This window comes from Streptomyces sp. NPDC014801, from assembly GCF_043082085.1.
Classification (GTDB): Bacteria; Actinomycetota; Actinomycetes; order Streptomycetales; family Streptomycetaceae; genus Streptomyces.
Genome location: NZ_JBIBXG010000004.1, coordinates 364,372 through 388,724, shown reverse-complemented (window position 1 = coordinate 388,724; position 24,353 = coordinate 364,372). Strand labels below are relative to the sequence as shown.

Here is a 24,353-nt window from a genome sequence, read left to right as displayed (position 1 = left end):
GAAGCCGCACACCCGGGGCGGATCACCGCAATCCCGGCACAAAAGCTGTCTCGTGAGGCCACACGGGCCGCACCACGCCCCTCTGATGACGCCCCCGGGACGGTCTGGACCAGAGAGTACGACGAGGGAGCCGATCATCCAAGAGCCCGTATCCACCCAGCCCGCTCCCGCCGCGCCCGACGCCGAGGCCGAGGCCACCCGGCGCGCCGCGGGGGTCACCGAGAGCGCCCGCGCCAACCGGGGCTGGTGGGACCGCAACGCCGACGAGTACCAGATCGAGCACGGCACGTTCCTCGGCGACGACCGCTTCGTGTGGGGGCCCGAGGGGCTGGACGAGGTGGAGGCCGCGCTGCTCGGGCAGGCCGAGGAGCTGAAGGGGCGCACGGTGCTGGAGATCGGCGCCGGCGCCGCGCAGTGCGCGCGCTGGCTCGCCGCGCAGGGCGCGCATCCGGTCGCCCTGGACATCTCGCACCGCCAGCTTCAGCACGCGCTGCGCATCGGCTCCTCCTTTCCCCTGGTGTGCGCGGACGCGGCGGCGCTGCCGTTCGCGGACGCCTCCTTCGACCTGGCGTGCTCGGCGTACGGGGCGCTGCCGTTCGTCGCCGACCCGCGGCTGGTGCTGCGGGAGGTGCGGCGGGTCCTGCGGCCGGGCGGGCGGTTCGTCTTCTCGGTGACCCATCCGATCCGCTGGGCCTTCCCCGACGAGCCCGGCCCGGAGGGGCTGACGGTCGCGGCGTCCTACTTCGACCGCACGCCGTACGTCGAGCAGGACGAGGACGGCAACGCGGTGTACGTCGAGCACCACCGCACGATCGGCGACCGGGTGCGGGACGTGGTGACGTCCGGGTTCCGGCTGGTGGACCTGGTGGAGCCGGAGTGGCCGGACTGGAACACCTCCGAGTGGGGCGGCTGGTCGCCGATGCGCGGGCATCTGATCCCCGGCACGGCGATCTTCGTCTGCGAGCGGGACTAGGGCGGGGCGCCAGCGGGCGGGGCCGGAGGCAAGGCGTCCGCGAGCGGGACCGACGGCCGGGCGCGGAGTTTTCCACAGGCCCGCCCGCCGGGCTTCCGGGGTTGTCCACAGGCTCCGCGCCCGCCGTCGCGGACGTACGACACTGGGGGCGTGATCCGTTACGACGCCCTGGACGCGCTGCCCGTGCGCAGCGCCCTGCCCGAGCTGAACGACGCCCTGGAGGGGCACGGTGCCGCCGTGCTCGGGGCGCCGCCCGGCACGGGCAAGACCACACTGGTGCCGCTCGCCCTCGCCGGGCTGCTGGACGGCGGCGCCGAGCGGCGGGTCGTCGTGGCCGAGCCGCGGCGGATCGCGGCCCGTGCCGCCGCCCGGCGAATGGCGTGGCTGCTGGGCGAGCAGCCCGGGCGGAGCGTCGGGTTCACGGTGCGCGGTGAGCGGGTCGTCGGGCGGCACACGCGCGTGGAGGTCGTCACGACCGGTGTGCTGCTCCAGCGGCTGCAGCGCGACCAGGAGCTCGCGGGGGTGGACGCGGTGCTGCTCGACGAGTGCCACGAGCGGCATCTGGACGCCGACACGGTCGCGGCGTTCCTGTGGGACGTACGGGAGGCGCTGCGGCCGGAGCTGCGGCTGGTGGCCGCCTCGGCGACCACGGACTGGGCGGAGTGGGCCCGGCTGCTGGGCGGGGCGCCGGTCGTCGAAGCGCACGGAGCCACGCACGAGGTGAAGGTCGTGTACGCGCCCCCGGCCCGGCCCGTGCGGCCCGCGCACGGCATGTGGGTCGACCCGGCGCTGCTCGCGCATGTGGCGTCGGTGGTGCGGCGGGCGCTGGGCGAGCGGGAGGGGGACGTGCTGTGCTTCCTGCCCGGCGTGGGCGAGATCGCGCGCGTGGCGGGGCTGCTCGGGGATCTCGGTGACGTGGACGTGCTCCAGGTGCACGGGCGGGCGCCGGCCGCGGTGCAGGACGCGGTGCTGGCTCCGGGACGGCGACGGCGGGTGGTCCTCGCGACGTCGGTCGCGGAGTCCTCGTTGACGGTGCCCGGAGTGCGGGTGGTCGTCGACGCGGGGCTGGCGCGGGAGCCCCGGGTGGACCACGCGCGGGGGCTGAGCGCGCTGGCGACGGTACGGGCCTCGCTCGCCGCCGGGCGGCAGCGGGCGGGACGGGCCGGGCGTGAGGCGCCGGGAACGGTGTACCGGTGCTGGGCGGAGGCCGAGGAGAGCCGGCTGCCGAGGTTCCCCTCGCCGGAGATCAAGGTGGCCGACCTGACGGCGTTCGCCCTCCAGGCGGCCTGCTGGGGCGACCCGGACGCCTCCGGTCTGGCGCTGCTGGACCCGCCGCCGGGCGGAGCGATGGCGGCGGCCCGCGAGACGCTGGCGGCCCTCGGCGCGGTGGACTCCGACGGGCGGGTCACGCGGCGCGGGCAGGCGCTGGCGCGGCTGGGCGTGCACCCCCGGCTGGGGCGGGCCCTGCTGGACACGGCCGGAGCGGGCGCCGAGGTGGTGGCGCTGCTGTCGGAGGAGGCGCCACGGGAGTACGGCGACGACCTCGCCGCGGCGGTCCGCGCGGCGCGACGCGGCGGCGACCCCTACGCCACACGCTGGCGGACGGAGGTACGCCGCCTGCGGGCGGCGGTCACGGAGGTCTCGGGCCCTGCCACCGGTCTTCCCGGTGCGGCCTCGGGCCCGGCCGTCGGCGCCATTCCCGGTGCGGCTTCGGGCCCGGCCGTCGGCAACCTTCCGGGTGCGGCCTCGGGCCCGGCCGCCGGCGACCTTCCCGGTGCGGCCGCCGCGGACGCGGGGGCCTCCGGACGGCTTCCGGGTGCGGCCGCCGCGGACGCGGAGGGCTCCGGCACGGCTGCCGGACACCCGCCCGCGGACGCCGCGGCCCCCGTTGCCGTGGACCTCGCAACCCCTACCACCGCCGAGGTCGGTGCGGGTGGTCGCGGGCGAGGGGGCGCGCTCTCCGATGACCGGCTGGCCGGGCTTGTGGCCGCGCTTGCCTTTCCCGAGCGTGTCGCCAGGCTCGACGGGGGTTCGTATCTGATGGCCTCCGGGACCCGGGCGGACCTGCCCGAGTCATCTGCCCTGCGGGGGTCGCCGTGGATCGCCGTCGCGGTGGCCGACCGGCCGCTGGGCCGGGGGCACGCGCGGGTGCGGCTGGGCGCGGTGATCGACGAGGACGTGGCGCGGACGGCCGCCGGGTCGCTGCTGGACGCCGGGGAGGAGGTGCGCTGGGCCGACGGGGACGTCGTGGCGCGGCGGGTCGAGCGGCTCGGTGCGATCGAACTGGCGGTGCGGCCGCTCACCGACGCCGCCCCCGGTGCCGTACGGCAGGCGCTGCTGGACGGGTTGCGGCAGGAGGGGTTCGGGCTGCTGCGCTGGTCGCCCGATGCCGTCGTGCTGCGGCAGCGGCTGGCGTTCCTGCGGCAGCGTCTCGGGGAGCCCTGGCCGGACGTGTCCGACGACGCGCTGCACGCGCGCGTCGAGGAGTGGCTGGAGCCGGAGCTGAGCCGGGCCCGGCGGCGGGCCGATCTGGCCCGGATCGACGCGGGGCAGGCGCTGACCAGGCTGCTGCCCTGGGCGTCCGGGGAGGCCGCACGGTTCGACGAACTGGCGCCGGAGCGGATCACCGTGCCGAGCGGGTCGAGGATCCGCGTGGACTACGCCGATCCCGAGCGGCCGGTGCTCGCGGTCAAGCTCCAGGAGATGTTCGGGCTCCAGGAGTCGCCCACGCTCGCCGGGACGCCGGTGCTCGTGCATCTGCTGTCCCCGGCGGGGCGGCCGGCGGCCGTGACGGCCGACCTGGCCTCCTTCTGGCGCGACGGATACAAGGGAGTGCGGGCCGAACTGCGCGGCCGCTACCCGAAGCATCCGTGGCCGGAGGACCCGGCCACCGCGGAACCGACCCGGCACACGAACGCCCGGCTCAGACGCTGATCGTGTCCCGCTCAGACGCTGACCGTGGCCCGCTCGGGCGCTGACCGTGTCCCGCTCGGGCGCGCATACGACGACACGGCGCCCCTCGCGCGGAGGGACGCCGTGTGCGGTGGTGACGGGTCAGGCGCTCGGGCTCGCCGACGGCGAGGAGGACGGGCTGCCCGTGGGCGACGGGGTCGGAGAGGGAGACGGGCTGGTGGTCGTCTCCGGCGCCGTCACGGTGAGCTCGACGGTGAGCGTGGCCCCGCCCGCGGTGGTGATGCGCAGCAGGAAGGTGCCGGTGGTGTCGTCCGCGTAGAGCTTCGGCAGCTTCAGCAGGCCGTCGGCGCCGGTCTGCAGGTTCAGGGTGCGGACGGTCTTGCCGTCGGCGTCCTTGAAGTAGGGACCCTTGTCGTTCTCGGCCGGGTCGTCGCCCGACTTGACGAGGGTGGCGGTGGTGGCGACCTTGCCGGCCGCCGCTCCCTTGTAGGTGGCCTTGACCTCGATCTGCTCGTCGAACGTGCCGCCCGCGACACAGGTCTGCCGGGTGTCGCTGGTGCGGGCCAGGGCGTCGGCGACGCGCTCGGTCACGGTGGCCGTGTAGGAGAGCGCGGGCACCATACGGCCGACGACAGTGGCGTGGACAGTGAAGTCGCCGGTCTTCTCGCCCGCCTGGAGGGCGGGGGCGAGGGCGACGCCGGAGCTGTCGGTGAGGACGGTGGCGACCTTCTCCCCGCCGGCGAAGGCGGCGTCGGTGTCACCGTCGATGGTGAAGCGGACGCGGACCTTGGCGACGGTCTTGCCGGCCTTGGTCTCGGCGCGGGCGCCGATCCGCTGGGTGAACGGGGCGCCGGCCATCGCGGTGGGCTTGACCGTGCTGGTGCGGTCCAGGTGGTCCACCGTGTCGGTGGGCGTGGGAACCGGCGTGGGCGTGCCGGGGGTCGTGGGCTTCCCGGGCACGGTGGGGGTGCCCGGCTTGCCCGGCTTCGGGGTGGGGGTGCCGCCGGGCGTGGCGGGCGTGCCGGGTGCCGGGTGCGACGGGGTGGGCGTCGGCCGGGGGCTCGCGCCGGAGGTGCCCGAGTCGCTGGGGTGCGAGGGCAGGGTGCCCGTGCCGTCGGGGATCTCGTGGGCGCCCTTGCGGTAGTACTCCAGCCACGTCAGGACCGTGTTGAGGTAGTCCTGCGAGTAGTTGTAGCTGAGGATCGCCCGGTGCAGGTCGGCCTCGACGGCCAGGTTCAGGTTGTTGCGGCACAGGTAGTGGCCGGCGGCAAGGGCGGCGTCGTAGATGTTGTTGGGGTCCTTGACGCCGTCGCCGTTGCCGTCGCGGCCGGCCCACGCCCAGGTGGACGGGATGAACTGCATGGGGCCGACGGCCCGGTCGACGGTGGTGTCGCCGTCGTACGCGCCGCCGTCGGTGTCCTTGATGAGCGCGAAGCCGTTGCCGTCCAGCGCGGGGCCGAGGATCTTGCCGACGGTCGTGCCGTTCGCGTCGACGCGGCCGCCGCGGGCCTGGCCGGACTCGACCTTGCCGATCGCGGCGAGCAGTTCCCAGGGCAGGTTGCAGCCGGGCTTGGACGAGCGCAGCTCGGCGGCCGCCTTCTGGTAGGCGTCGAGGACGGTCGCGGGGATGCCGGACTCGGTGGCGCCGGTGGCCGTGGCCGGCGGGACGGTGCCGGTGGTCGGCGCCGGGTTGGGGCTGTTGAGCGGCGGCAGGTCGGTGTAGTACCGCGAGTTGCCGGTGGCCGTGTCGTCGGCCTGCACGTCGGGGGCGGGGGTGGCTCCGGTGGCGGACTGTCTTCCCTGGTCGTCGATCGTGACGCCGGGAGCCTGGGACGCGGAGAGCGCGGCGACCGCCGCAGCGGCCACGGCGGTGGTGAGCGCGCCCTTGCGCAGCCTGCTGCCGAATTGCGCCGCCATGTAGTGAACCCCTCCCGTGGACGCGTGAACGTCCGGTCTTTTGTTGTGCCAGCCGTCGATGGTGCCCGGTGTGGCGTACTCGCCTTGGTGTGACGAACGAACGGCCGCTCCGGTTGCCCTCATGGGGCGATCGGTCCTCCCCGGCGCGGCATCCAGGTGACCCTACGACAACTTCCTTTCCTCGGGCACCTGTTCGTGCCCGATTTTTACCGGTTGGCCACATGCCGTTCGGGTACCGTGCCGCACCGCATACTGGACGGCGCCGATCATCGGCCGGATGCGGCCGGTCAACGTCCGTCAGGGGGGGGTGAGCACCGTTGCCGTTCACGCTGAGCCACGCGGCCGCCGTCCTGCCCGCCGTGCGCATCGACGGCTCCGGGCGCGGCCCCCTGGTGCCGGCCGTGCTCGTGGCGGGCTCCTTCGCGCCCGACATGACCTATTACGCGGCGAGTGCCGTGCCCGGGGCGATGGAGTTCGGGCAGGTCACCCACTCCTTCCCGGGGGTGTTCACCGTCGACGTGCTCGTGGCCTGGCTGCTCGTGGCGCTGTGGCTGCTGGTGCGGGAACCGCTGGTGGCGCTGCTTCCGTGGGCCCGCCAGGGCCGGTGGGCGGCGCTGCTGCGCTGCGGGGCACCCCGCGCGCGGGTACGGCCCGGCACGGCCTTCCGGTGGTACGCGTCGGCGGCGCTCGGCGCGCTGACCCACGTGGTGTGGGACGCGTTCACCCATCTCGACCGGTGGGGGATGCGGGTGTTCCCCGTCCTGGGGCGGCAGCTGGCGGGCGCGCCGCTGTACTGGTACCTGCAGTACGGCGGGTCGGTGGTGGCCGCGGTCGTGATCATCGTCTTCGTGTGGCGGGCGGTGCGCCGGGCGCCGTCGGGCGAGCCGGCCGGGGTACCCGCGCTGTCGGCGCGGGACCGCTGGTGGGCCGGCGCGCTGCTCGCCGGCTGCGCCCTGGCGGGCGCGGTGCAGCGGGCGACGCGGTGGTGGGCCTACTGGGGGGCGTCGGCCAAGCCGTGGGAACTGATCCCGACGGTGTGCTTCGGCACCGGCGCCGGGCTCGTCCTCGGACTTCTCCTGTACGCCGCCGGGGTGCGGGTACGGCGGCCGGTCGCCCTCGGCGAGCCGACCGCCGGCGGTGAGCCAGCCACCTGCGGTGAGTCCGTGGTCCGCGGGGAGTCCGTGGTCCGCGGTGAGTCAGTCACCCGGAGTGAGCGAGCCAGTCACCCGCGGTGAGTCCATTGCCCGGGGTGAGCCGCTCCCCCTCGGTGAGCCCGAGGTCAGCGGCGTGATCGGGCGGGACCGTCCGGACCGCCGGCCGCCGCGGTCGGGGGCGGCGGGACCACGAACACCGTGACGCTGCGGGTGGGGCGGTGCGGGCGGGGCAGCCGGCTGAGCAGCAGGGCCAGATAGCTCAGGCCCAGCTCGGTCCACACCTGCCGGCGGGACGTCCCGGACGCCGTCGCCGATCCGGCGGTGTCGTCCGACACGGCAGTGCCGTCGCGGTGGGTGAGGCGGCGGGCGAGCGCCGCGGCGCGGCGGCGCAGGGCCTCGGTGCGGGTGACGGGGATGCGGCCGGTACTGGCGTCCGCCGCGAAGGGCGGGACGGGCGGAAGCGGCGCGGGGAGATCCGCCAGGGCGTCGGCTCGGGCCGGTACCTGGTGCTGGGCCTGAGCTCGTGCCGTGCGGCGGTGGAGCATGCGTATACCCATGCCCGCATCCTGGCGCCGGGGCGGTGCGGGGCGCGTTTCTGCGGGGGCCAGGCGAGTGACGGTGCCGCCGGCGGTCAGCGGGAATTCGGTGGGGTGCGGTGAGGTGGGGCGGTGAGGTGGGTGGCGGTGACACCCGTCGTGGGTGGCTTGTGCCGCTGGTCCACTGCGGGCCGTACGTGGCTGGTCGCGCAGTTCCCCGCGCCCCTTCAGGTCGGACCACGCGCCCTCGGCCGAGGAGGCAGCGGTGTGAGAAAGGCCGCGGGGCACGTGGCGGTGGGCGAAGACGGGGTGGGCGTTCCGGCGGGCGATATCACCGCCCGCCCGAACGCCCCTGCCCCTGCCCTTGGGGCACGCATCGTCGCCGGCAGGCTAGTGCGCTGCCGACTCCCAGTCCGGGCCCGCGCCGACCGAGACGCCCAGGGGGACGCGGAGCTGGACGGCGGCGGCCATCTCGCGGCGGACCAGTTCCTCCGCCTGCTCGCGCTCGCCGGGGGCGATCTCCAGCACGATTTCGTCGTGGACCTGGAGGAGCATGCGGGAGCGCAGGTCCGCCTCGCGCAGGGCGCGGTCCACGTTCAGCATCGCGATCTTGACGATGTCGGCGGCGGTGCCCTGGATGGGCGCGTTCAGCGCCATCCGCTCGGCGGCCTCGCGGCGCTGGCGGTTGTCGCTGTTGAGGTCGGGCAGATAGCGGCGCCGGCCGAACAGCGTCGCCGTGTAGCCGGTCGCCCGCGCCTCGTCCACGACCCGGCGCAGATAGTCGCGCACGCCGCCGAAGCGGTCGAAGTAGGCGTCCATCAGCAGGCGGGCCTCGGCGGCGTCGATGTTCAGCTGCTGGGACAGACCGAACGCCGACAGGCCGTACGCCAGGCCGTAGGACATCGCCTTGATCTTGCGCCGCATCTCGGCGTCCACCGCGGTGGGCTCGACGGCGAAGACCTGGGAGGCCGCGGTGGTGTGCAGGTCCTCACCGGAGGTGAACGCCTCGATCAGGCCCGCGTCCTCCGACAGGTGGGCCATCACACGCAGCTCGATCTGGCTGTAGTCGGCGGTCATCAGCGACTCGTAGCCCTCGCCGACGACGAAGCCGCGGCGGATCGCGCGGCCCTCGTCCGTGCGCACCGGGATGTTCTGCAGGTTGGGGTCGGTCGAGGACAGGCGGCCCGTCGCCGCGACCGTCTGGTTGAACGTGGTGTGGATCCGGCCGTCCGAGGCGATCGTCTTGATCAGGCCCTCGACCGTGACGCGCAGCTTGGCCTGCTCGCGGTGACGGAGCATGATCACCGGCAGCTCGTTGTCCGTCTGGCCGGCGAGCCAGGCCAGGGCGTCGGCGTCGGTGGTGTAGCCGGTCTTGGTCTTCTTCGTCTTCGGCAGGCCGAGCTCGCCGAAGAGGACCTCCTGCAGCTGCTTGGGCGAGCCGAGGTTGAACTCGTGCCCGGCCGCCGCGTGCGCCTCCTTCACCGCCTGCTGCACGGCGCCCGCGAACATCTGCTCCATGGCCTCCAGGTGGGCCCGGTCCGCGGCGATGCCGTGCCGCTCCATGCGGGCCAGCAGTGCGGAGGTGGGCAGCTCCACGTCGCGCAGCAGGTCCGCGGCGCCGACCTCCTGGAGCTTGGTCTCGAAGGCCTGGCCGAGGTCGACGACCGCGCGGGCCTGGATCATCAGCGCCTCGGCCTCGGCGCCGTCGTCGGCGCCGAAGGCGAGCTGGCCGTCCGCGGCGGCGGCGGGGGCCAGCTCGCGGTGCAGGTACTCCATCGACAGCGCGTCCAGGTCGAACGAGCGGCGGCCCGGCTTGACGAGGTACGCGGCGAGGGCGGTGTCCATGGCGACGCCGGCGATGCTCCAGCCGTGCTCGGCGAAGACCCGCATGGCGCGCTTGGCGTCGTGGAACACCTTGGGCCGCTCGGCGTCGGCGAGCCAGGCCGCGAAGGCGTTCTCGTCGGCCTCGTCCAGCTGGGAGGGGTCGAACCAGGCGGCCGGGCCGGCGGCGGTGGCGAGCGCCACCTCGGCGACGGAGCCGGTGCCGAGCGCCCAGGTGTCGACCGTGGCGAGGCCGAGCGGTTCGCCGGCGTGCTCGGTGAGCCAGCCGGCCAGCTCGCCACTGCCGAGCACCGTGCCGTCCAGCTCCACGCCGTCGGCGATCACCGGGGTCGTCTCGGCCTCGGCCGCGCCCGGGTCGACGGCGAGCAGGCGCTCGCGCAGGGACGGGTTGCGGATCTCCAGGGTGTCCAGGACCATCGCGACCGCCTTGCGGTCGTAGGCCGGGCGCTCCAGGTCGGCGACCGTCTTCTCCAGCGGCACCTGGCGCTCCAGCTCGGTGAGCCGGCGGTTGAGCTTGACGGCCTCCAGGTGGTCGCGGAGGTTCTGGCCGGCCTTGCCCTTGACCTCCTCGACGCGCTCGACCAGCTCCGCGAACGAACCGAACTGGTTGATCCACTTAGCGGCCGTCTTCTCGCCGACGCCGGGGATGCCGGGCAGGTTGTCGGACGGGTCGCCGCGCAGGGCGGCGAAGTCGGGGTACTGGGCGGGCGTCAAGCCGTACTTCTCGAAAACCTTCTCCGGGGTGAACCGGGTCAGCTCGGAGACGCCCTTCGTCGGGTACAGCACCGTGACGTGGTCGCTGACCAGCTGGAAGGAGTCGCGGTCGCCGGTGACGATCAGCACGTCGAAGCCCTGCTCGGCGGCCTGGGTGGCGAGGGTGGCGATGATGTCGTCCGCCTCGAACCCCTCGACGGCGAAGCGGGAGACGTTCATGGCGTCGAGCAGCTCGCCGATCAGCTCGACCTGGCCCTTGAACTCGTCCGGGGTCTTGGAGCGGTTCGCCTTGTACTCGGTGAACTCCTGCGAGCGCCACGTCTTGCGGGAGACGTCGAAGGCGACCGCGAAGTGCGTGGGCGCCTCGTCGCGCAGTGTGTTCGCCAGCATCGACGCGAAGCCGTAGATCGCGTTCGTCGGCTGGCCGGTCGCGGTGGTGAAGTTCTCCGCGGGCAGCGCGAAGAACGCGCGGTAGGCCAGGGAGTGCCCGTCCATGAGCATCAGGCGCGGGCGGCTGCCGCCGGGGGTGCTGTCGGTCTTCTTCGATGCTGTCTCTGCCACGCCCCCGATCCTGCCACGCCCCACTGACAACCAGCCGCCAGGCGGCTGCCGCCGGCTGCGGGGGCTGCCGTCGGGCAGGGGGCGCCGGGACATCGCCGGGCGGCCGTCCGCGGGTGCGCCGCCGCGGGGTTCGGCCCGCCGGGCCGCCGGGCCGGCCCACCACGGCCGCGTGTCGCCCACGGCGGGTGTGAGGGGCCGCACACGGGAACAAGGCGCCGGGGGCCGTGGCCCTGGGGGCCGTGGGCGAGAGGGATCGAGGGGGCCGACCGACAGGGGGCGGGCGCGATCGACAGGGGGCGGGTGCGGTCGTCGTGGGGCCCGGGCCCCGGGTCGCACGGACGGGCGGGTGGGGCCACCGTGGGACGGCCTGGGCTCGGGGGCGGCGGGCAGGTCGTGCGACGGCCTGGGCTCGGGGCGCGGCGGGGAGAGCCAGGAGGCCTGGGCTCGGGGCCAGGGTGAGTCGTCGCGGTGCGGTCTGGGCTCGGCGGCGGGGCAAGGTTGTCGTCAAGCAGCCTGGGCCCGGCGGCGGGGTCGCCGAGCGGCCTCCGCTCGGGCGGGGCGCGGCGGGGACGTCGTACAGCCGCTGCGGGCACCTGCGCGCGGACGACGTCCGGCATCCGCCCCACCTCCGCGCGGCCGGCGCCCCCGCCGTCGCGAGCCGCGCGACCACGCACCGCCGCCTCCTCCCCCCGCAACGGATCCCCGCCGCGCGGGGCCACCGCGGCACCCGGAACACCCCCGTCACCACCCGCCCCACGGGCGCACGTCCCGCCCCCGCCCACGGGCGCACGTCCCGCCCCCGCGGGGCTGATCGTTGTCACAGGGCCGTGCGAGGATCGGAGCGAGAGCACACCCGTGTACCCGAAGGAGAGTGCGCGATGGCCACGAAGCCGCCGAAGGGCGATCCGGTTCAGGACGCGCCGCAGGTCGCGGAGCCGCAGCACGCCGCGGCGGGGCTGCCGGCCATCGGGCACACGCTGCGCGTCGCCCAGCAGCAGATGGGCGTGAAGCGCACCATGCTGACGCTGCTGAACGTCAACCAGAAGGACGGCTTCGACTGCCCGGGCTGCGCCTGGCCGGAGCCGGACCACCGGCACAAGGCGGAGTTCTGCGAGAACGGTGCGAAGGCGGTCGCCGAGGAGGCCACCCTGCGCCGGGTCACCCCGGAGTTCTTCGCCGCGCACCCGGTCTCCGACCTGGCGACCAGGAGCGGGTACTGGCTGGGCCAGCAGGGGCGGCTCACGCACCCCATGTACCTGCCCGAGGGCGCCGACCACTACGAGCCGGTGACCTGGGAGCGCGCCTTCGGCATCGTCGCGGAGGAGATCGCCGCGCTCGGCTCCCCCGACGAGGCCGTCTTCTACACCTCCGGCCGCACCAGCAACGAGGCGGCGTTCCTCTACCAGCTCTTCGCCCGCGAGCTCGGCACGAACAACCTGCCGGACTGCTCCAACATGTGCCACGAATCGTCCGGGTCCGCGCTGAGCGAGACGATCGGCATCGGCAAGGGCAGCGTCCTGCTGGAGGACCTGTACCGGGCCGACCTGATCATCGTCGCGGGGCAGAACCCGGGCACGAACCACCCGCGCATGCTCTCCGCCCTGGAGAAGGCGAAGGCGAACGGCGCGAAGATCATCAGCGTGAACCCGCTGCCGGAGGCCGGCCTGGAGCGCTTCCGCAACCCGCAGACGCCCAAGGGCCTCACGGCGGGCGCCGCGCTCACCGACCTGTTCCTGCAGATCCGCATCGGCGGCGACCAGGCTCTCTTCCGCCTCCTCAACAAGCTCATCCTGCAGACCGAGGGCGCGGTGGACGAGGAGTTCGTCCGCGAACACACCCATGGCTTCGAGGAGTTCGCGCAGGCCGCGCTGGCCGCCGACTGGGACGAGACGCTCGCCGCGACCGGCCTGTCCCGCACGCAGATCGAGCAGGCCCTGGCCCTGGTGCTCGGCTCGCGGCGCACCATCGTGTGCTGGGCCATGGGGCTCACCCAGCACAAGCATTCCGTGCCGACCATCCGGGAGATCGTCAACTTCCTGCTGCTGCGCGGCAACATCGGCCGCCCGGGCGCGGGCGTGTGCCCGGTGCGCGGCCACTCCAACGTGCAGGGCGACCGCACGATGGGCATCTTCGAGCGCCCGGCGCCGGCCTTCCTGGACGCGCTGGAGAAGGAGTTCGGCTTCGCTCCCCCGCGCGAGCACGGCTACGACGTGGTGCGCGCCATCGGAGCGCTGCGGGACGGTGAGGCCAAGGTGTTCTTCGCGATGGGCGGCAACTTCGTCTCCGCCTCCCCGGACACGGAGGTCACCGAGGCGGCGATGCGCCGGGCCCGGCTGACCGTGCACGTGTCGACGAAGCTGAACCGCTCCCACGTGGTCACGGGCGCGCGGGCGCTGATCCTGCCGACGCTGGGCCGCACCGAGCGCGATCTGCAGGCGAGCGGCGAGCAGTTCGTCACGGTCGAGGACTCCATGGGCATGGTGCACGCCTCGCGCGGCCGGCTGGAGCCGGCGAGCCGGCACCTGCTGTCCGAGCCGGCCATCGTCTGCCGTCTGGCCCGCCGGGTGCTCGGGGACAAGAGCGTCGTGCCGTGGGAGGAGTTCGAGAAGGACTACGCGAGGATCCGCGACCGCATCGCGCGGGTCGTGCCCGGGTTCGAGGACTTCAACGCGCGCGTGGCCCGCCCCGGCGGTTTCGCGCTGCCGCACGCCCCGCGCGACGAGCGCCGCTTCCCGACGGCCACCGGCAAGGCCAACTTCACGGCGGCGCCGGTGGAGTTCCCGCGGCTTCCCGAGGGCCGGCTGCTGCTGCAGACCCTGCGCTCGCACGACCAGTACAACACCACCATCTACGGCCTGGACGACCGTTACCGGGGCATCCGCAACGGCCGCCGGGTGGTCCTGGTGAACCCCGAGGACGCCCGCGCCCTGAACGTGGCCGACGGCTCCTACGTCGATCTGGTCGGCGAGTGGCGGGACGGTGTGGAGCGGCGGGCGCCCGGCTTCCGGGTGGTGCACTACCCGACCGCGCGGGGCTGCGCGGCGGCCTACTACCCGGAGACCAACGTCCTGGTGCCGCTGGACGCCACCGCGGACACCAGCAACACCCCGGCCAGCAAATCCGTCGTGGTGCGTCTGGAACAATCGGCCACCGACTGAGCGTTCGCTTAAGTCGGAGGCGGACTGTGCGCGCGGGCCCGTGGGGCCCGGGCGCGCCGGACCGCGCCAGGACGTGTCACGACGACGAACGGAGCCGGGCCCATGGGCGAGCAGCAGCACGTGAAGTTCCCGCAGGAGATCCTCGACGAGTACGCCGCGCTCGGTGTCGACCTGCCGGCCCTGTTCTCCGCGGGACACCTCGGGACGCGCATGGGCGTGCAGATCCTCGAGGCCTCCCCCGAGCGCGTCGTCGGCACCATGCCGGTGGAGGGCAACACCCAGCCCTACGGCCTGCTGCACGGCGGCGCCTCCGCGGTGCTCGCCGAGACGCTCGGCTCGGTCGGCTCCATGCTGCACGGCGGCAGCTCCAAGATCGCCGTGGGCGTCGACCTCAACTGCACGCATCACCGCGGGGTCCGCTCGGGCCTGGTCACCGGTGTGGCGACGCCGGTGCACCGGGGCCGCTCGACGGCGACGTACGAGATCGTCATCTCGGACGAGGAGGGGCGGCGTGTGTGCAGCGCGCGGCTGACCTGCCTGCTGCGCGACGCCCGCCCCGGCGCCGACAGCACCGCCCGCCCGGCGGACTGACCACCACCCCGGCGCGAAGCCGCCCCATCCCGCGCGGCCCTGGGGCGACTCACCCCCGCCGACCCCGAGGCCACCCACCCCGCGCGACCGCGGGGCCACTCACCCCCGCCCACCCCGGGGCCACCCATCCCGCGCGACCCCCGAGGCCGTCCCTCCCCACCGGAGGGACGGCCTCGCCCCTTTCCCCGGTTTCCCCCGGCAAACGGACAAAGAAGCCGCATCCCCCCGCAAGATCACGATCACCCCTGCATGCCGCGGAAGAGGGGAATCTGACGTGGAATCATCGCTTCCTTTTCCCGTCCGGTAACCGTGTGTAATGCGGACGCAATAAACGATCACTCATTCCTCTTGATCATCTTTTGCCGCCCGACCGCCCGCACCCCCCACAAGGCGCCCATGGCAACGATTCCCCGTCATCACCAAAAAGGCTGAGACGCCTGAACTCACCCCGGCGAGTCCTGCGGGTTCTCAGAATCCGGACGGGGCGAATCGGCCTGAATTCCGCTGTTCCCCCCACGTAGTACCGCTCTGCATTACGTCGTGTCATAACAAGAGCGTCACAGCATTGGACAGACTCTCCTCCACGTTCCCCACACACGCTTAGAGTCACCGCCAGTCACCGCGCCGTCGGAATGCCACTTCGGACCAGCGCTCGACTCAGCCGTTTCCACGGGGATTCGGCTGTGCCAGGGGAAAGGACTGATCGTGCGTCAACGTTCGCTCATCGCCATCACCGCCGCGCTGGCGGCGGGAGCTCTCACCCTCACCGCGTGCGGCTCGCGTGACAAGGACGGCGGCTCGGACTCCGGAAACGGCGGCGGCACCAAGGTGGTCATCGGCGTCGACGCGCCCCTCACGGGCGACCTGTCCGCGATCGGCCTCGGCATCAAGAACTCCGTCGACCTCGCCGTCAAGCAGGCCAACAAGAACAAGGCCGTCGACGGCATCACCTTCGAGATGCAGGCCCTGGACGACCAGGCCCAGCCCTCCTCCGGCCAGCAGAACGCCACCAAACTGGTCGCCAACAAGGACGTCGTCGGCGTCGTCGGCCCGCTGAACTCCTCCGTCGCCGAGTCGATGCAGAAGGTCTTCGACGACGCCAAGCTGGTCGAGATCTCCCCGGCCAACACCAACCCGGCGCTCACCCAGGGCACCAACTGGCAGTCCAGCAAGACCCGCACCTACAAGTCGTACTTCCGCACCGCGACCACGGACGCCGTGCAGGGTCCCTTCGCCGCCCAGTACGTCTTCAACAAGGCCAAGAAGAAGAAGGTCTTCGTCATCGACGACAAGAAGACCTACGGCGCCGGCCTCGCGGGCACCTTCACCGAGGAGTTCAAGAAGCTCGGCGGCACCGTCGCGGGCACCGAGCACATCAACCCCGACGCCAAGGACTTCTCCGCGGTCGCCACCAAGGTGAAGAACTCCGGCGCCGACGTCGTCTACTACGGCGGCGAGTACCCGCAGGCCGGCCCGCTCAGCAAGCAGATCAAGGCCGCGGGCGCCCAGGTCCCGGTCGTCGGCGGCGACGCCCTGTACGACCCGACCTACGTCAAGCTCGCCGGCGCCGCCAGCAACGGCGACCTCGCCACCTCCGTCGGCGCCCCGCTCGACGAACTGCCCTCCGCCAAGCAGTTCCTGGAGAACTACAAGGCCGGCGGCTACAAGGAGGCCTACGGCGCGTACGGCGGCTACGCCTACGACTCCGCGCAGGCGATCATCGAGGCCGTCAAGAAGGTCGTCGCCGACAACAACGGCAAGCTTCCCTCCGACGCCCGCGCCAAGATCACGGAGGCCATGCAGAACGTCTCCTTCGACGGAGTGACGGGCAAGGTCTCCTTCGACCAGTACGGCGACACGACGAACAAGCAGCTCACCGTCTACGCCGTCGAGAACGGGGCCTGGAAGACCGTGGAGTCCGGTACCTACAACGGTGGCTGACCCACACTCCCACCCGCACCACACATGAGCCGCGCGGGGCGCTGTTCCACTGGCGCCCCGCGCGGACTCACATCCGGACATCCGGCACATCCGTCGAACATCCGAACGTCTCGGAGGACATGCGGTGAACGAACTGCCGCAGCAGCTGGTCAACGGCCTGCTACTGGGATCCATGTACGGGCTGGTCGCCATTGGCTACACGATGGTCTACGGCATCGTCCAGCTCATCAACTTCGCCCACGGCGAGATCTTCATGACCGGCGCCTTCGGCGCGCTCACGGTCTACGCCTACGTCCTGCCCGACGGGACGAGCATGTGGATAGCCCTCCCCCTCATGCTCATCGGCGGCATCATCGTCGCCGTCCTCGTCGCCGTCGCAGCGGAACGTTTCGCCTATCGGCCGCTGCGCAGCGCGCCGCGCCTCGCGCCCCTCATCACCGCCATCGGCCTCTCCCTCGCCCTCCAGCAGGCGGTGTGGGCCTGGTACCCCGAGGCCAAGTCCGCCCGCACCTTCCCGCAGATCGACGGCGGCCCGTTCCACATCGGCAGCGTCACCATCCAGACCGGCGACATCTTCCTCATCGTCGCCGCGCCGCTCAGCATGGCCGTGCTCGCCTGGTTCGTCATGAAGACCCGCACCGGGCGCGGCATGCAGGCCACCGCCCAGGATCCGGACACCGCGAAGCTGATGGGCATCAACACCGACCGCATCATCGTGATCGCGTTCGCCCTCGGTGCCGCCTTCGCCGCCGTCGCCGGAGTCGCCAACGGCCTCAAGTACGGCCAGATCGACTTCAAGATGGGCTTCATCCTCGGCCTCAAGGCCTTCACCGCGGCCGTCCTCGGCGGCATCGGCAACATCTACGGCGCCATGATCGGCGGAGTCGTCCTCGGCGTCGCCGAGACCCTCGCCGCGGCCTACATCTCCGACCTCCCCGGCATGGACAAGTTCGGCAGCCAGTCCTGGGCCGACGTCTGGGCCTTCGTACTCCTCATCCTTGTTCTGCTGCTCAGGCCCCAGGGCCTGCTCGGCGAGCGCGTCGCGGACAGGGCGTGACACCGATGACCACACAGACCACCGCACCCGAGACCCCCGAGACCCCCAGCACGCCCCCCACGGGCAGCGGCTCCGGCCTCATCGGCATCCCGCCGCACCTCGGCCGCGCCCTCGCCACCGGCGGCGCCGTCCTCACCATCCTCGCCACGTTCCTCGCCTGGACCTGGACCGCGGACTTCCCCGGCGACCTCACCGTCTACGGCTACCCGGGCGGCCTGCAGGTCCTCGTCCTCATCGGCGGCGCCCTCACCACCCTGTTCGGCCTGGCCTCCTACGGCGTGAAGTACCTGCGCTGGCTCGTCCCCGCCGGCGCCGACGCCGCCCTGAAGTTCGCGGCCCTCGCCACCTTCGCCACCGCCTGGTACACCGTCGTCTCCATCAGCGTCGAACTCGGCGGCGTCGTCAACCTCGAACCCGGCGGCTACATCGTCGCGGTCACCAGCCTCCTCGCCCTCCTCGGCGCCCTCGCGCTGCCCTTCGAGCGGCCGGAACCCGACCCGATCGACCCGGACGAGAGCGCCTGGGAGCACTTCAAGAACCGCGCCGCGCACGGCCGCGCCACCCTCAAGGCGGCCTTCACCGCCGGCAGCGCGCGCCCCGCACCCAAGCTCCCCGCCGCCGCCGAGATCCTGGTCATCGTCGCCGTCCTCGCCGTCGCCCTCGTCGTCTTCACCTACGGCATCGGCACCGAGTACGACGAACTCTTCGTCGGCTTCCTCATCACCGCCGGCTTCGGCTTCGCCGCCCTCGCCAAGTCCGGCCTGGTCGCCCACGCCTCCCAGATCACCGCGCGACACCAGAACATCACCATGGTCGGCGCGTTCGTCACCGCCGCCCTGTTCCCCTTCACCCAGACCGACGACCAGTACGCGACCCTCGGCGTCTACATCCTCATCTTCGCCACCGTCGCCCTCGGCCTGAACATCGTCGTCGGCCTCGCCGGCCTCCTCGACCTCGGCTACGTCGCCTTCCTCGGCGTCGGCGCCTACGCCGCGGCCCTGGTCTCCGGCTCCCCCAGCTCGCCCCTCGACGTGCACTTCCCCTTCTGGGCCGCCGTGCTCGTCGGCGCCGCCGCCTCCCTCGTCTTCGGCGTCCTCATCGGCGCCCCGACCCTGCGGCTGCGCGGCGACTACCTGGCCATCGTCACCCTCGGCTTCGGAGAGATCTTCCGCATCACCGTCAACAACCTCGACGGCACCTCCGGACCGGACGTCACCAACGGCTCCAACGGCATCTCCTCCATCCCCAACCTGAACATCCTGGGCTGGGACCTCGGAGCCGAACACACCATCGCCGGCTTCACCATCGGCCGGTTCGCCAACTACTTCCTGCTGATGCTGGTCATCACGGCCGTCGTCGTCCTCGTCTTCCGGCGCAGCGGCGACTCCCGCATCGGCCGCGCCTGGGTCGCCATCCGCGAGGACGAGACCGCCGCCCTCGCCATGGGCATCAACGGCTTCCGCGTCAAGCTCATCGCCTTCGCCGTCGGCGCCTCCCTCGCCGGACTCGCCGGCACCGTCCAGGCCCACGTCACCTACACCGTGACCCCCGAGCAGTACCAGTTCGCCGGCCCCATCCCGCCCAACAGCGCCTTCCTGCTCGCCGCGGTCGTCCTCGGCGGCATGGGCACCATCGGCGGCCCGCTCATCGGCGCCTCGCTGCTCTACCTCATCCCCAACAAGCTGCAGTTCCTCGGCGACTACCAGCTGTTCGCCTTCGGCGTCGCGCTCATCCTCCTGATGCGCTTCCGCCCCGAGGGCCTCGTCGCCAACCGGCGCCGCCAGCTCGAATTCCACGACGAGGCCGAAGCGCCCGCAGTCCTCGGCAAGACAGGGGCCTGACACACGATGACCACCCAGACCATCACCAGCGCCGGCGAGACCGTGCTCGACGCACGCGGCGTCACCATGCGCTTCGGCGGCCTCACCGCCGTCCGCGGCGTCGACCTCACCGTCAACAGCGGCGAGATCGTCGGACTCATCGGCCCGAACGGCGCCGGCAAGACCACCTTCTTCAACTGCCTCACCGGGCTGTACGTCCCCACCGAGGGCGAAGTCCGCTACAAGGGCGCGGTCCTGCCGCCGAAGTCCTTCAAGGTCACCGCGGCCGGCATCGCCCGCACCTTCCAGAACATCCGCCTGTTCGCCAACATGACGGTCCTGGAGAACGTCCTCGTCGGCCGCCACACCCGCACCAAGGAAGGCTTCTGGTCCGCCGTCCTGCGCGGCCCCGGCTTCCACAAGGCGGAGAAGGCCTCCCGCGAACGCGCCATGGAACTGCTGGAGTTCGTCGGCCTCGCCGACAAGGCCGACCACCTCGCCCGCAACCTCCCCTACGGCGAACAGCGCAAGCTGGAGATCGCGCGGGCCCTCGCCAGCGAGCCCGGCCTGCTGCTCCTCGACGAGCCGACCGCCGGCATGAACCCGCAGGAGACCCGGACCACCGAGGAACTGGTCTTCGCCATCCGCGACCAGGGCATCGCCGTCCTCGTCATCGAGCACGACATGCGGTTCATCTTCAACCTGTGCGACCGCGTCGCCGTCCTCGTCCAGGGCGAGAAGCTCATCGAGGGCGACAGCGCCACCGTCCAGGGCGACGAACGCGTCGTCGCCGCCTACCTCGGCGAGCCCTTCGAGGGCGACCCCGGCGAGGCCGAGGCCGCCCGCGTCGAAGCGGCTGAAGCCCAGGCCGCGGAGGACACCCCCGCCGAGACCCCGGCCACGGACGAGACCCCCGCCGAAGCCCCGGCCACGGACGAGACCCCCGCCGAAGCCCCGGTCACGGAGGACACCCCCGCCCAGGCCACGACGGAGGACACCGCCGAGGCCACGACGGACGCCGCGCCCGGCAAGGAGAACGACCGATGACCGCACTGCTCGAAGTCGAGGACCTCCGCGTCGCCTACGGCAAGATCGAGGCCGTCAAGGGCATCTCCTTCACGGTCGAGGCGGGCGAGGTCGTCACCCTCATCGGCACCAACGGCGCCGGCAAGACCACCACCCTGCGCACCCTGTCGGGCCTGCTCAAGCCCGTCGGCGGCCAGATCAGGTTCAACGGCAAGTCGCTCAAGAAGGTCCCGGCCCACCAGATCGTCTCCCTGGGCCTCGCCCACTCCCCCGAGGGGCGGCACATCTTCCCGCGCATGACCATCGAGGACAACCTGCGCCTCGGTGCCTTCCTGCGCAGCGACCGGGCCGGCATCGAGAAGGACATCCAGCGCGCCTACGACCTCTTCCCCATCCTGGGCGAACGGCGCAAGCAGGCCGCGGGCACCCTCTCCGGCGGTGAGCAGCAGATGCTGGCGATGGGCCGCGCCCTGATGTCCCAGCCGAAGCTGCTCATGCTGGACGAGCCCTCCATGGGTCTCTCCCCGATCATGATGCAGAAGATCATGGCCACCATCGCCGAGCTGAAGTCCCAGGGCACGACGATCCTGCTGGTCGAGCAGAACGCCCAGGCCGCGCTCTCCCTGGCCGACCACGGTCACGTCATGGAGATCGGCAAGATCGTCCTGTCCGGCACGGGGCGCGACCTGCTGCACGACGAGTCGGTCCGCAAGGCGTACCTCGGCGAGGACTGAGCCCCCGCCCACGACAGAGGCCCGCGCTCCCCCTTCCGGGGGACGCGGGCCTCACGCACGTGCGGGCTCAGCCCTTCGCGGCCTTCTTCTCCTCGGCGTCCTGGATGACCGCCTCCGCGACCTGCTGCATCGACATGCGCCGGTCCATCGAGGTCTTCTGGATCCACCGGAACGCGGCCGGCTCCGTCAGCCCGTACTCGGTCTGCAGGATCGACTTCGCGCGGTCCACCAGCTTGCGCGTCTCCAGCCGCTGGGCGAGGTCCGCGACCTCCTTCTCCAGCGCCTTCAGCTCCGTGAAGCGCGAGACGGCCATCTCGATGGCCGGGACGACGTCGCTCTTGCTGAACGGCTTCACCAGGTACGCCATGGCCCCGGCGTCCCGCGCCCGCTCCACGAGGTCGCGCTGCGAGAACGCGGTGAGCATCAGCACCGGCGCGATCCGCTCCTCGGCGATCTTCTCGGCGGCGGAGATGCCGTCCAGCTTCGGCATCTTCACATCGAGGATGACGAGGTCCGGCCGGTGCTCGCGGGCGAGCTCCACGGCCTGCTCACCGTCACCGGCCTCGCCGACGACGCTGTAGCCCTCCTCCTCCAGCATCTCTTTGAGGTCCAGCCGGATCAGCGCCTCGTCCTCGGCGATGACGACACGGGTCGTCAGCGGAGGCACATGCGACTGCTCCTCGTCGTTCACGTCAGCGGGCTGGGGCGACTCGGCGGTCACGGGGGCGCTCCTTGTTCAGGCCGGGTACTGCTGACAAGAGCCTACCTAGCTGCGGTAAGGTGGACGCGCGGAGGGTCAGGGATGACCTTTGATTCTGCGAGCCCCGGTAGCCCAATTGGCAGCAGGCAACGGATTCAAAACCCGTACAGTGTCGGTTCGAGTCCGACCCGGGGCACTTTTCCTTGGTTTCCAAGGTCAGTGATTCCATGGCTCGTATCGGAGCCGCCGCAAGAAAGGCCCCTCGCCGAGGGGCCTTTTCCCGTTACGGACCGTCGCCACTTGGGGCTGTCGTCACTTGGGGCTGTCGTCACTTAGGGCTGTCGTCCTCGCCGATGTGATGGACGCGGACCATGTTCGTGGAGCCGGAGACTCCGGGCGGGGAGCCGGCGGTGATCACGACCACGTCGCCCTTGGCGCAGCGGTTGTACCTCAGGAGCAGTTCGTCCACCTGGTCGACCATCGCGTCGGTGGAGTCGACGTGGGGGCCGAGGAAGGTCTCCACGCCCCAGGTCATGCTGAGCTGGGAGCGGGTCGCCGGGTCCGGGGTGAAGGCGAGGACGGGGATGGGTGAGCGGTAGCGGGAGAGGCGGCGGGCGGTGTCGCCGGACTGGGTGAAGGCGACGAGGAACTTCGCGCCGAGGAAGTCGCCCATCTCCGCTGCCGCGCGGGCGACCGCTCCGCCCTGGGTGCGGGGCTTGTTGCGTTCCGTGAGGGGCGGCAAACCCTTGGCGAGCATGTCCTCTTCCGCCGCCGCGACGATCTTGGCCATGGTCCTGACCGTGTCGATGGCGTGCTTGCCGACGCTGGTCTCGCCGGAGAGCATCACCGCGTCGGTGCCGTCGATGACCGCGTTGGCGACGTCGCTCGCTTCGGCGCGGGTGGGGCGGGCGTTCTCGATCATGGAGTCGAGCATCTGGGTGGCGACGATCACCGGCTTGGCGTTGCGCTTGGCGAGCTTGATCGCGCGCTTCTGGACGATGGGCACCTGTTCGAGGGGCATCTCCACGCCGAGGTCGCCGCGGGCGACCATGATGCCGTCGAAGGCGGCGACGATGTCGTCGATCGCCTCGACGGCCTGCGGCTTCTCGATCTTGGCGATGACCGGGAGACGGCGGCCCTCCTCGTCCATGATCCGGTGGACGTCCTTGATGTCCTTGCCGGAGCGGACGAAGGACAGGGCGATGACGTCGAAGCCGGTGCGCAGGGCCCAGCGCAGGTCGTCCTCGTCCTTCTTGGACAGGGCGGGCACGGAGACGGCGACGCCGGGCAGGTTGAGGCCCTTGTGGTCGGAGACCATGCCGCCTTCGACCACGCGGGTGCGGACGCGGGGGCCGTCGACCTCGGTCACTTCCAGGCAGACCTTGCCGTCGTCGACGAGGATGCGCTCGCCGGGGGTGACATCGTCGGCGAGGCCGCTGTAGGTGGTGCCGCACTGGTCGTGGTTGCCTTCGGCGCCGTCCTCGACGGTGATGGTGAAGGTGTCGCCGCGTTCAAGGAGTACGGGGCCTTCGGTGAAACGGCCGAGGCGGATCTTCGGACCCTGAAGATCGGCGAGGATGCCGACGCTGCGGCCGGTTTCGTCGGCCGCTTTGCGCACGCGGTGGTAGCGCTCCTCGTGTTCGGCGTGGCCGCCGTGGCTGAGGTTGAAGCGGGCGACGTCCATTCCGGCGTCGACGAGGGCCTTGATCTGGTCGTACGTGTCGGTGGCGGGGCCCAGGGTACAGACGATCTTTGCTCGGCGCATGAGTCGAGCCTATGACTTACCGGCGGGTAGTGAATGGGAGAGGCGTGACTACTCAACAACGCTTGGATGAAGTGCTTTTGACAAGTGTTGAATTGTGCGGCAGCCCGCTCCGATGAGCATTTCGAGGTCATTCTTTCGGGTGTTCCGGCCGCGCGTCTTCCGGTCGCTTTTTCGAATACCGGAATTCACAGGCTGGGCGGGACCATCGTGAACCGTGCGTTGATCTCCGCGCGGATGTGCTGCCGCTGGGGTTCCAGGTCGAGCGGCGGGGCGGCCGCTCCCGGTTCGGCGGGCCCGGCGTAGGCCATCGAGCGGGCGCGGCCGGGGGCGGCCGGGAAGGCCGGCGCGGGACTTTCCGCGCCGATGTCGGCGAGTTCGACGAGGGCGGCGAGGGTGGTGCCGAGTGCCTCGGCGTATTCGCGGGCGCGCTGGACGGCGGCCTGGACCGCCTGCCGGCGGGCGGTGCGGTGGACGGGTGAGCCGGGGCGCAGGGACCACCAGGGGCCGTCGACCCGGGTGAGGTCCAAGTCGGCGAGGCGGGTGGTGAGTTCGCCGAGGGCGGTGAAGTCGCTGAGTTCGGCGGTGAGGTGGACGGCGCCGTGGTAGGTGCGCACGCGTTCGCCGCGGCTCTTGGGGGTGAGCACGGGTGTGAGGGTGAGGGCGCCGGTCTCCAGGCGTTCGACGGCCTCGCCGTAGGACTTGACGAGGTCCAGGACCTCCGCGTTGCGGCGGGTGAGGTCGTCGAGGGTGGTGCGGCGGTCCTTGCCGCGGGCGGTGACGGTGATGCCGATGCGGGCGAGTTCGGGGTCGACCTCGAGGTGGGCTTCCCCGCGGACGGCGATGCGGGGGGCGTCGGGGGTGCCGTACGGGAGGGCGGTGGGTTCCTGAGCGGGTGTCATGGGCTCACTGTCGCAGCTGTGGTCACCAGATCGAAACCTCCGGGACCTGTTG

At 72.2% G+C, this 24,353-nt stretch carries 16 protein-coding genes and 1 tRNA gene; 11 read left to right on the top strand and 6 right to left on the bottom strand.

Annotated elements, in window-relative coordinates; translation table 11 throughout:
- Nucleotides 1-85: 85 nt before the first annotated feature.
- Together ACF1AL_RS11175 and ACF1AL_RS11170 are read left to right on the top strand one after the other, a co-directional pair.
- Nucleotides 86-973, top strand: a complete 888-nt coding sequence (locus ACF1AL_RS11175) for a class I SAM-dependent methyltransferase (RefSeq protein WP_391825819.1) — start codon at nt 86-88, stop codon at nt 971-973.
- A gap of 150 nt (nt 974-1,123) precedes the next feature.
- Nucleotides 1,124-3,907 (top strand): ATP-dependent RNA helicase, encoded by a 2,784-nt coding sequence (locus ACF1AL_RS11170; RefSeq protein WP_391825818.1) that lies wholly within the window; start codon nt 1,124-1,126, stop codon nt 3,905-3,907.
- A 120-nt stretch (nt 3,908-4,027) separates the two neighbouring features.
- Here ACF1AL_RS11170 and ACF1AL_RS11165 read toward each other — a convergent pair whose 3' ends face one another.
- A complete protein-coding gene (locus ACF1AL_RS11165; protein ID WP_391825817.1) occupies nt 4,028-5,803 on the bottom strand; it encodes a lytic transglycosylase domain-containing protein in 1,776 nt (591 codons plus the stop codon).
- Nucleotides 5,804-6,120: 317 nt separating this feature from the next.
- On the opposite strand from ACF1AL_RS11165, the gene ACF1AL_RS11160 reads away from it, so the two are divergent.
- Nucleotides 6,121-7,038, top strand: coding sequence for a DUF4184 family protein (locus tag ACF1AL_RS11160; protein WP_391825816.1), 918 nt, complete (start codon nt 6,121-6,123; stop codon nt 7,036-7,038).
- A 44-nt stretch (nt 7,039-7,082) separates the two neighbouring features.
- On the opposite strand, the gene ACF1AL_RS11155 is transcribed toward ACF1AL_RS11160, so the two are convergent.
- Both ACF1AL_RS11155 and polA read right to left on the bottom strand, forming a co-directional pair.
- Nucleotides 7,083-7,514, bottom strand: coding sequence for a hypothetical protein (locus ACF1AL_RS11155; RefSeq protein ID WP_391820612.1), 432 nt, complete (start codon nt 7,512-7,514; stop codon nt 7,083-7,085).
- 369 nt (nt 7,515-7,883) lie between these two features.
- Entirely contained in the window at nt 7,884-10,610 is a 2,727-nt protein-coding gene (polA, locus tag ACF1AL_RS11150; protein WP_391820611.1) for a DNA polymerase I, read from the bottom strand.
- An 878-nt stretch (nt 10,611-11,488) separates the two neighbouring features.
- On the opposite strand from polA, the gene ACF1AL_RS11145 reads away from it, so the two are divergent.
- The 7 genes from ACF1AL_RS11145 (at nt 11,489) to ACF1AL_RS11115 (ending at nt 20,937) form a co-directional block, all read left to right on the top strand.
- Nucleotides 11,489-13,768, top strand: a complete 2,280-nt coding sequence (locus ACF1AL_RS11145) for an FdhF/YdeP family oxidoreductase (RefSeq protein ID WP_391825815.1) — start codon at nt 11,489-11,491, stop codon at nt 13,766-13,768.
- A gap of 102 nt (nt 13,769-13,870) precedes the next feature.
- Nucleotides 13,871-14,359 (top strand): hotdog fold thioesterase, encoded by a 489-nt coding sequence (locus ACF1AL_RS11140; RefSeq protein ID WP_366835843.1) that lies wholly within the window; start codon nt 13,871-13,873, stop codon nt 14,357-14,359.
- Between the two features lie 705 nt (nt 14,360-15,064).
- Nucleotides 15,065-16,300 carry a branched-chain amino acid ABC transporter substrate-binding protein gene (locus ACF1AL_RS11135; RefSeq protein WP_384207061.1) on the top strand — a complete coding sequence of 412 codons (1,236 nt, stop codon included), beginning with the start codon at nt 15,065-15,067 and terminating at the stop codon, nt 16,298-16,300.
- Between the two features lie 124 nt (nt 16,301-16,424).
- A complete protein-coding gene (locus tag ACF1AL_RS11130) occupies nt 16,425-17,357 on the top strand; it encodes a branched-chain amino acid ABC transporter permease (protein ID WP_366835845.1) in 933 nt (310 codons plus the stop codon).
- 5 nt (nt 17,358-17,362) lie between these two features.
- Nucleotides 17,363-19,198 carry a branched-chain amino acid ABC transporter permease gene (locus tag ACF1AL_RS11125; RefSeq protein ID WP_391697432.1) on the top strand — a complete coding sequence of 612 codons (1,836 nt, stop codon included), beginning with the start codon at nt 17,363-17,365 and terminating at the stop codon, nt 19,196-19,198.
- 6 nt (nt 19,199-19,204) lie between these two features.
- On the top strand, nt 19,205-20,224 hold the full coding sequence (locus ACF1AL_RS11120) for an ABC transporter ATP-binding protein (RefSeq protein WP_391825814.1): 1,020 nt from the start codon (nt 19,205-19,207) through the stop codon (nt 20,222-20,224).
- Nucleotides 20,221-20,937, top strand: a complete 717-nt coding sequence (locus tag ACF1AL_RS11115) for an ABC transporter ATP-binding protein (protein ID WP_391660616.1) — start codon at nt 20,221-20,223, stop codon at nt 20,935-20,937. Before ACF1AL_RS11120 ends, ACF1AL_RS11115 begins: the two co-directional genes overlap by 4 nt.
- A gap of 67 nt (nt 20,938-21,004) precedes the next feature.
- On the opposite strand, the gene ACF1AL_RS11110 is transcribed toward ACF1AL_RS11115, so the two are convergent.
- Nucleotides 21,005-21,658: a response regulator gene (locus tag ACF1AL_RS11110; RefSeq protein ID WP_366835849.1), complete on the bottom strand. Its 654-nt coding sequence runs from the start codon at nt 21,656-21,658 to the stop codon at nt 21,005-21,007.
- A 100-nt stretch (nt 21,659-21,758) separates the two neighbouring features.
- On the opposite strand from ACF1AL_RS11110, the gene ACF1AL_RS11105 reads away from it, so the two are divergent.
- Nucleotides 21,759-21,833: transfer RNA gene (locus ACF1AL_RS11105), tRNA-Leu, on the top strand.
- A 132-nt stretch (nt 21,834-21,965) separates the two neighbouring features.
- Here ACF1AL_RS11105 and pyk read toward each other — a convergent pair.
- A complete protein-coding gene (pyk, locus tag ACF1AL_RS11100) occupies nt 21,966-23,402 on the bottom strand; it encodes a pyruvate kinase (protein WP_391778765.1) in 1,437 nt (478 codons plus the stop codon).
- Nucleotides 23,403-23,587: 185 nt separating this feature from the next.
- Nucleotides 23,588-24,301, bottom strand: coding sequence for an SIMPL domain-containing protein (locus ACF1AL_RS11095; RefSeq protein ID WP_366835851.1), 714 nt, complete (start codon nt 24,299-24,301; stop codon nt 23,588-23,590).
- Nucleotides 24,302-24,353: the final 52 nt, after the last annotated feature.